This is a genomic window from Microbacterium sp. Root53 (assembly GCF_001426925.1).
Taxonomy (GTDB): domain Bacteria; phylum Actinomycetota; class Actinomycetes; order Actinomycetales; family Microbacteriaceae; genus Microbacterium.
Genome location: NZ_LMFR01000020.1, coordinates 206,396 through 214,046, shown reverse-complemented (window position 1 = coordinate 214,046; position 7,651 = coordinate 206,396). Strand labels below are relative to the sequence as shown.

Sequence of the window (7,651 nt, the reverse complement as noted above, 5' to 3'; positions counted from 1 at the left end):
GTGCTTCATCATGTGATGCGGCTCGCACAGGTGCGCCAGGTTGTCCACGCTGGTGGGCCCGTCCTTGGACCACGGGATCGTGTGGTCGATGTCGCAGTGCTTCGCCTTCGTGGCGCACCCCGGGACCCGGCACGTCCCATCCCGCGCCAGCAGGTACCGCCGCTGCGCCGCCGTCGGGGTGCGGTGATCGACCGTGAGGAGGGCCCCGGTGTCGGGGTGCAGGAACAGCCGCTCCCACCCCACCGCACCCGCCGCCAGCCGGCGGGCGGTGTCCGCATCGATCGGCTCATGCCCCGCCAACAGGGCCGCCTCGTCGTCGAGACCGGCGAGGGTGGTGACCGGGATCGTGACCTCGATGCTCGCGTTGATGTGCTGCTCGACCGGGTGACCCGACGGCATGCCCGACAGCAGCAGATCCAGTGCGAGATCCGCCCGCAGCCGCCCCAGGCCCCGCTCGTCCGCCGCGACCGCCGGATCCTCCGACCCGCCACGGGCGCGCTTCACSACCCGGGCCTGCGCGGTCAGCCGATCATGGGCSGCGTGGATCAYGTACGCGGGGCCGCTGATGCACAGCACCGCCTGCCCGTCCGGCTGGTCCTCCACCCACACGCCCCGCCGCTCCCGCGCCTCCTCATGCCGCACCGTCGCCGACACCGGCTGATACTTCTCCGCCACCCGCGCAGCCAGCGCCTTGGTGCGATACGGGGTCGCCTTCTCCGCCAGCGGGAGGATCTCCGACTCGAACGCCGCCCGCACCGCATCCCCGCCTGCCCGTCCGGCTGGTCCTCCACCCACACGCCCCGCCGCTCCCGCGCCTCCTCATGCCGCACCGTCGCCGACACCGGCTGATACTTCTCCGCCACCCGCGCAGCCAGGGCCTTGGTCCGGTGCGGGGTCGCCTTCTCCGCCAGCGGGAGGATCTCCGACTCGAACGCCGCCCGCACCGCATCCTCATCGAGGTCCGCACCGGCCTCTGCGATGACCTGCGCGTGCCGGGAGGTGATCCGCCCCTCCCCGAGCGCCGCGTGCGTCGCCGGGAACCGCGTCACCAGCGTGTGCGCGCGGTCCATCCGGCCCTGCACCGCGCGGGGCGACTCCCTCGTCGCCAGCGCGAGCTCGGCGGCCATGGACCGCACCGGGAACTCGTACACGCTCGCATCCGGCATCCGCCCCATCTGATCGATCGCGATGCCCATCGCCTCCGCCTGCAGCGCCGCCTCCTCGGCATCCAGCCCCGCCCGCTCGACCCGGATCGCCTTCAACCGCTCCACGATCTCCCGCGTCCGCGCCAACTCACCCGGGGTGAACTCCCACCCCGAGGCATCCGCATCCGTGAACCGTGGCATGCCCCCATCATCCCAGGGGCCTCGGACATTCGTTCGAATGTCGCGCAGCCTGTGGGGAACGGCAATGAGCGACTGAGACGAGGACCGCCGACGTCCGGTCCGCTGCCAGAGGACGTCAGCGCCGGGCGCGGTCGCCGTGTCGACCCTCAGGACGAGCGAGGCGGCGCAGCCGGCGTCGATGCTCCCAGTGACCGTCGACACCATGATGCGCCTATGCGATTCCGGCGAGGCCGACGCCGACGTACGAATCCTTTCGGACCCACGTGAATTCGGGGGGGGGCGGCTCACATACTGTCTTCCCAACTGCTTCGACCTTCGTGCCACAATGTGCGGGACGGCTTGCGCGATCGAGGAAATGGCGGAAATGGTCGAATTTATTCGCAACGCCTTGGACGCGCTGAGCCTGACCATCAATGCGATCGCGGGCGCATTTCCTCCCGAGGCTGAACAGCAGGTGCGACTGTCCCTGATCTTCGGGCCCCTCGTGCTCGCCTGCCTCTGCGCGGCCGATTGGGACCGGCAATGGGCGAAGTCGTTCCTCTGGCTCCGCCCCGACGCACGGTTGGCCTATCACGCGGAAATCGTGCTGCGGCTGACCGAGCGCCAGAATGAGCGTCGGGCCCGATCCGATTATTCGCACGCCGCCGCCCGGTCTGGTGTGAATATGCACCGCGGCGGCGTCTGGCCGTCCGAACCGAGATCAGCCATTCGTCTCTCGAAAGCGGGCTGGGTCGAACCGATCAAGCCCGCGCAGGGGCCGAGAGATTGGTCACCACCGAGCGCGTGACGCCTGTCAGCGCGATGCGTTCACATCTGTCAGCGCTGTGTCGGTCGCGCCGGAGCGTTCGAGCGGATGCGAGCCGTCCGAACCCGACCCGGCTAGCACACACGCAGGCGACGTCGCCAGTGCTCGCGCCTGCACGCCACCGCGACGAGGATGGCGGGATGGCGTTGGATCCGGTGGGCCTGCTGTACCTCGCGGCGAGCATCGCGACCTTGGTGGCGGCGCTCCTGCCGCGCCTGCTGGGCAGGGTGCCCGTATCCATGCCCATGGTGTTCGTCGCGGCCGGCATGGGCGCCTTCGCGCTCTTCCCCGGCCTTCCGGACCCCGATCCGATCGCACACCCCGAGCTCGCGCTGCACATCACCGAGGTCTGCGTGATCGTGTCACTGATGGGCGCCGGGCTGGCGATCAACAGGAGATTCGCGTGGCGCACGTGGTCGACCACGTGGCGGCTGCTGGGAATCACGTGCCCCTCTCGATCGTCGCTGTGGCCATCGTCGGCTGGTGGGGCCTCGGGCTGGGCGCGGCCGCCGCCCTGCTGCTGGCCGCGGCGCTCGCACCGACCGATCCGGTGCTGGCGAGCGAGGTGCAGGTCAGCGAGCCCCTCACCGAGGAGGGCAGCGACGACGACGAGGCGCGCTTCGCCGTCACGTCCGAGGCGGGCCTCAACGACGGGCTGGCGTTCCCCTTCACCTACGCCGCGATCGCGGTCAGCATGGCCGGCCTCGCGCCCTCGGGCTGGCTCGGCGAGTGGCTGCTGATCGATGTGGTCTGGCGGATCGGCATCGGCCTCGTGGCAGGCCTCGCGGTCGGATGGGCGCTGCGGCGGATGTTCTTCTCGTCGATCTCCGAGCGCCTCGGCTTCGCGGATCGCGCCGACGGCTTCATCGCGCTCGGCGCGACGTTCCTCGCCTATGGCGTCGCCGAGGTGGCGGAGGGCTACGGCTTCATCGCCGTGTTCGTATGCGCCTGCACGATCCGGGCCGGCGAGCACGCGCACGGTCTCCACTCGGTGCTCCACACGTTCGTGGAGCAGATCGAGCGTCTGCTCACGGTCGTCGTGCTCATCCTGCTGAGCGGAGCCGTGGCGCGCGGACTGCTCGAGTCGATCACCGTCCCCGACGTCCTCTTCGCCGCCGTCCTCCTCCTGGTGATCCGGCCCGTCACGGGGTGGCTCGGCCTCACCCCCGGCAAGACCGGTCCGCGCGAACGCGGCGTGATCGCCGTCTTCGGCGTGCGCGGCGTGGGGTCGCTGTTCTACATCGCCTATGCGCTGCAGAACGGCGAGTTCCCGGGAGCCGAGCGCCTGTGGGCCGTCGTGTCGCTCGTCATCCTGGGATCGGTCCTGATCCATGGGGTCGCGGCGACTCCCGCGATGGCCGTGCTGGACCGGACGCGGCGCCGTCGCGCGGCAGAGCGGGGCGACGGCGAGGTGGAGACGCCCGTCTGACCCGACGGTCAGCCCGAGATCAGCCGCTCAGCGCCCGGACCGCGCGAACGGCATCCGCCGCGGCACGACCACCGGAACCGGCGCGGTGAGCACGGCGTCGACGACCATGGACCCGTCCGTGGGGCCGATCACGGCGATCGGCGTCGTGGCCGTGGTCACCTCGGCGGTGATCGGCATGGCCGCCAGGCGGCGGTGCGCGCGCACGTAGGCCGGCACGAGGATGAACAGCGCGGCGAGCCACGCCAGCGGGTTGCTCGCCGCGACGCCGAAGAACCCGAGCACCCCGCCGAGAGCGATCGCGGCGAACATGCGCGCCACGAGCTCGATCACGCCGGTCACGGTGGGCACCATCGCCTGCCCCAGCCCCTGCAGGGCCCCGCGCAGTACGAACAGCACTCCGAGGAACGAGTACGTGACCCCGTTGATCACGAGCATCAGGTGCGCGAGCTCGACGACCTCGTCTGCGCCGTCGCCCACGAACACCCGGATGATCGAGGCGCCGAACGCGACGAGCACGACGCCGAGCAGCACGGATCCCACGAGCGCCATCCGCACGGCCTGCACGACGCCGCGGCGGATCCGGTCGGGCCGCCCGCCGCCGAGGTTCTGCGCCGTGTACATCGACACCGCGAGGCCGAGCGACTGCAGGAACGCGAGAGCGAGGCTGTCCACGCGCGATGCGGTCGTGTACGCGGCCACCGCCTCGGACCCGAGCGTGTTCAGCGCGACCTGCACGGTGAGGATGCCGATCGCGATGATCGACGCCTGGAAGCCCATCGGCAGTCCGAGCCGCAGGTGCTCGGCGAGGTCGGCACGCGAGACCCGCCACTGCGCTCGTCGCACGATCAGCACGGGCATGCGCCGCCACACGTACAGCAGGCACAGCGCGACCGACACGGCCTGCGACAGCACGGTCGCGAGCGCCGCTCCGGCGACGCCCCACCCGAGCGGGCCGACCATGAGGATCACGAGCACGACGTTGAGCCCGCACGCGAGAGCGAGGAACAGCAGCGGCGTGCGGCTGTCTCCGATCGCGCGGATGATGCCCGACAGCTGGTTGAAGAACATCGTCGCGCCCGCGCCGAGGAAGCTCACCTGGGTGAACACCGTCGCGGCCTCCAGCAGCTCGGGTGGCGTCTGCAGCAGCTCCAGCCCGGGCCGCGCCACGAGCGGGGCCACCACGGTGATCACGACGCTCGCGATGCCGGTGAGGATCGCACCGGATGCGACCGACCGTCGCACGGCGTCGTCGTCCCGCGCGCCATACGCCTGGGCGGTCGGGATCGCGAACCCCGACGTGAGGCCCCATGCGAAGCCGAGCAGGAGGAACAGCAGCGGTCCGGTCGCGCCGACGGCGGCCAGCGCGTCGACACCCAGCCAGCGCCCCACCACCACGGTGTCGGCGAACTGATACAGCTGCTGCGCGACGTTTCCAAGCAGCAGGGGCACGGTGAACGACAGGATGACGCGCCACGGGCTGCCCGTGGTGAGAGTGGAGGCCATGCGGAGTCCGGGGAGGCGAGGGGGATGGACGGTCCCCGGGTCGGCCGGGGATGCGAAAAACCCCCGGAAGACCGGGGGTTCAATGGTGGACCTGAGGGGACTCGAACCCCTGACCCCCTGCATGCCATGCAGGTGCGCTACCAGCTGCGCCACAGGCCCAGATGCTGCCCGGTAGAAGCCCCGGGCAACTCATTCAGCTTACAACACGTCGACGCGCACGTGAAATCGGCTCACTCCGCCGGGCGCGTCGTGTCGACCTCGACCGGCAGCACCGGGCAGTCCTTCCACAGGCGCTCGAGCGCGTAGAAGGCGCGCTCCTCCTGGTGGAACACGTGAACGACGAGGTCGCCGAAGTCGAGGAGCACCCAGCGCGACTCGGCGCGGCCCTCGCGGCGCAGGCGGCGGACGCCGGCCTCGTGCAGCTTGTCCTCGATCTCGTCCGCGATGGCGGCGACGTTGCGCTCGCTGCGGCCGGTGACGAGGAGGAACACGTCCACCAGCGGCAGCGGCTCCGACACGTCGAGGACGACGAGGTCCTCGCCGCCCTTCGACGACGCCGCGTCCGCGGCGATCTTCAGCATGTCGATCGATTCGGCAGAGGCCATCAGCCCAGAACTCCCGTCGTGAAGGCGGCGACCACCACGCCGGTGAGTGCGATGCCCAGGACGCCCGCCGTGATGCCGAGCAGCAGAGTCAGGCGGTGGGTCTTCTCCGGTGCCGGCGGGCGGATCACCTCCGACGGGCTCTTCGATGTGCTCACCGCGTCACTCGCGGAGAGCGGCATCGGCGACGACGCGAGCGGGAGCTCGCCGTCGAGAAGCACGACATCCACTTCCTTGCCGTCCTGCGCGCCCTGCGCGTGACCGCGCGAGCCGAAGCCCTCGGGCAGCGTGTGCGAGCTCGTGACGATCAGCTCGCCGGTCGCCGTGATCGGCGCCGAGAGCGGGATCGTGCTCGGGTCGGATGCCAGGATGAGGGTGCTGCCGGCCGTGGACGAGCCGCTCGAGTCGGCCGCGTGCGTGAGGATCTGCTCGAACGACTCCGGCTGGTCCTCACGGGGCTCGGGAGCGAACAGCCGCTGGCCGAACGTCGGCGCGGCCCCCTGCTGCTTCTCCTCGGCGGCGCGGACCTCCCCGGTCGGCGCGTCCTCGACGACGAACACGGTCTCGACCGCGCGGTCGGCGAACTCCTCGTCCGCCCGGTGCGCCGGCTCGGCCGCCTCGACGTCGCCGCCGTCCGGGTCCTCGGCTCGATCCTGCTCGTCCGCCTCGTCCTCGTAGACCAGCTCGTGGACCTCGTCCGCGGTGGCCGGCTCTTCGTCCTGCGTGACCTCGCCGTCGCCGCGCGGCTCGTCGGCGAACGGGACCTCGACGACCTCGTACACCACGGAGGTCTCGTTCTCACCGACGACGACGGTCTCGATCGCGGCGAGCTGCGCCTCCTGCGCTTCCGCACCCTCGGGCTCGGGGGTCGCGTCCTCGGCGGGCCGCTCCTCGGGTCCCTGCACGGGGATGGCCGGCACGCCCTCGACGGGCGGCAGCACGACCTGGAGCTGTGCGGTGCGGAGGCGCTCCTGCTCGCGGATCTCCCGCCGCGTGAGCGGCCGCCCGCCCGTGCCCGGCGCGGTCGACTCCTGCGCGGCGCGCTCGAACGCGGCGGCCTCCTCGGCCTTGGCGGTCTCGGGCCGGTCCACGGGCTCGTCCGCCTGGGCGGCGAGCACCGGGTACTCGACGGACGTCTCCGGCAGGGCGAAGGGCTTGTCTGCGTCCGCGGGCTCCGCCTCGGGCGTCTCCGCGGTCTCGGGAGCCTCGGCGGCGGGCGCGGTCTCGGCGACCGGAGCCTCGGGCTCCGGCTGCACCGCGGCGCGCGCGATGTCCTCGGGGGTGATCACCGGGGTCTGTCCGGTCATCTTCAACTCGCGCAGCCTGCGACGAGTGAGCGGCTGCGAAGGCTGGTCCGGTGTGCTCATGCCTTGCTCCGATACAGATGATGCTTCGCGATGTACTGCACGACGCCGTCGGGCACGAGGTACCAGACGGGGAATCCGCGGCGCACTCGGTCGCGGCAGTCGGTCGACGAGATCGCCAGCGCGGGGATCTCCAGCTGGCTCACGTCAGTGCTCGGCAGTCCCTCGATGTCCAGGATGTGCCCCGGACGCGAGACCGCGACGAAATGGGCGAGATCCCACAGCTCATCGTGGTCTCTCCAGCTGAGAATCTGCGCCACGGCGTCCGCGCCCGTGATGAAGAAGAGCTCGGCGTCCGGCCGCTGCGCCTTGAGGTCGCGCAGCGTGTCGACCGTGTAGGTGGGGCGGTCGCGGTCGACGTCCACGCGGCTGACGGTGAACCGGGGGTTCGAGGCGGTCGCAATCACGGTCATCTCGTACCGGCTCTCCGCCGGCGAGACGTCCTCCTTCTGCCACGGGTGACCCGTCGGCACGAAGACGACCTCGTCGAGGTCGAAGGACTGCGCGACCTCGCTGGCGGCCACGAGGTGACCATGGTGGATGGGATCGAACGTCCCGCCCATCACCCCGATCCGCGGAGGCCTCGGCTGCACCGTCACCCG

The 7,651-nt window shown here is 71.2% G+C and carries 7 protein-coding genes, 1 tRNA gene and 1 pseudogene; 2 read left to right on the top strand and 7 right to left on the bottom strand.

The genetic code is table 11. The annotated features are described in order from the left end of the window. Positions 1 to 756, bottom strand: a 756-nt coding sequence (locus tag ASD19_RS09055) for an HNH endonuclease signature motif containing protein (RefSeq protein WP_162246660.1), incomplete at its 3' end; no start/stop codon positions are given. A gap of 191 nt (positions 757 to 947) precedes the next feature. After that, positions 948 to 1,175 (bottom strand): annotated as a pseudogene (locus ASD19_RS15025) (DUF222 domain-containing protein); the annotation flags it as partial. Between the two features lie 358 nt (positions 1,176 to 1,533). On the opposite strand from ASD19_RS15025, the gene ASD19_RS14385 reads away from it, so the two are divergent. Further along, positions 1,534 to 2,133: a hypothetical protein gene (locus ASD19_RS14385; RefSeq protein ID WP_162246659.1), complete on the top strand. Its 600-nt coding sequence runs from the start codon at positions 1,534 to 1,536 to the stop codon at positions 2,131 to 2,133. Positions 2,134 to 2,554: 421 nt separating this feature from the next. Then, on the top strand, positions 2,555 to 3,580 hold the full coding sequence (locus ASD19_RS09040; RefSeq protein WP_308068134.1) for a cation:proton antiporter domain-containing protein: 1,026 nt from the start codon (positions 2,555 to 2,557) through the stop codon (positions 3,578 to 3,580). A 27-nt stretch (positions 3,581 to 3,607) separates the two neighbouring features. On the opposite strand, the gene ASD19_RS09035 is transcribed toward ASD19_RS09040, so the two are convergent. The 5 genes from ASD19_RS09035 to nadD form a co-directional block, all read right to left on the bottom strand. Next, entirely contained in the window at positions 3,608 to 5,083 is a 1,476-nt protein-coding gene (locus ASD19_RS09035; RefSeq protein ID WP_055991432.1) for an MATE family efflux transporter, read from the bottom strand. Positions 5,084 to 5,166: 83 nt separating this feature from the next. Then, positions 5,167 to 5,242, bottom strand: a tRNA-Ala gene (locus tag ASD19_RS09030). Positions 5,243 to 5,313: 71 nt separating this feature from the next. After that, a complete protein-coding gene (gene rsfS / locus ASD19_RS09025; protein WP_442922534.1) occupies positions 5,314 to 5,688 on the bottom strand; it encodes a ribosome silencing factor in 375 nt (124 codons plus the stop codon). Further along, positions 5,688 to 7,052 carry a hypothetical protein gene (locus ASD19_RS09020; RefSeq protein WP_156377162.1) on the bottom strand — a complete coding sequence of 455 codons (1,365 nt, stop codon included), beginning with the start codon at positions 7,050 to 7,052 and terminating at the stop codon, positions 5,688 to 5,690. The genes rsfS and ASD19_RS09020 overlap by 1 nt, the downstream gene beginning before the upstream one ends. Then, positions 7,049 to 7,648, bottom strand: a complete 600-nt coding sequence (nadD, locus tag ASD19_RS09015; RefSeq protein WP_268777928.1) for a nicotinate-nucleotide adenylyltransferase — start codon at positions 7,646 to 7,648, stop codon at positions 7,049 to 7,051. The genes ASD19_RS09020 and nadD overlap by 4 nt, the downstream gene beginning before the upstream one ends. Positions 7,649 to 7,651: the final 3 nt, after the last annotated feature.

Bases quoted from the DNA above. Each gene is read 5' to 3' on its own strand.
- ASD19_RS09020 (WP_156377162.1), bottom strand. From the start codon at position 7,052: ATGAGCACACCGGACCAGCCTTCGCAGCCGCTCACTCGTCGCAGGCTG.
- rsfS (WP_442922534.1), bottom strand. From the start codon at position 5,688: ATGGCCTCTGCCGAATCGATCGACATGCTGAAGATCGCCGCGGACGCG.
- ASD19_RS09035 (WP_055991432.1), bottom strand. From the start codon at position 5,083: ATGGCCTCCACTCTCACCACGGGCAGCCCGTGGCGCGTCATCCTGTCG.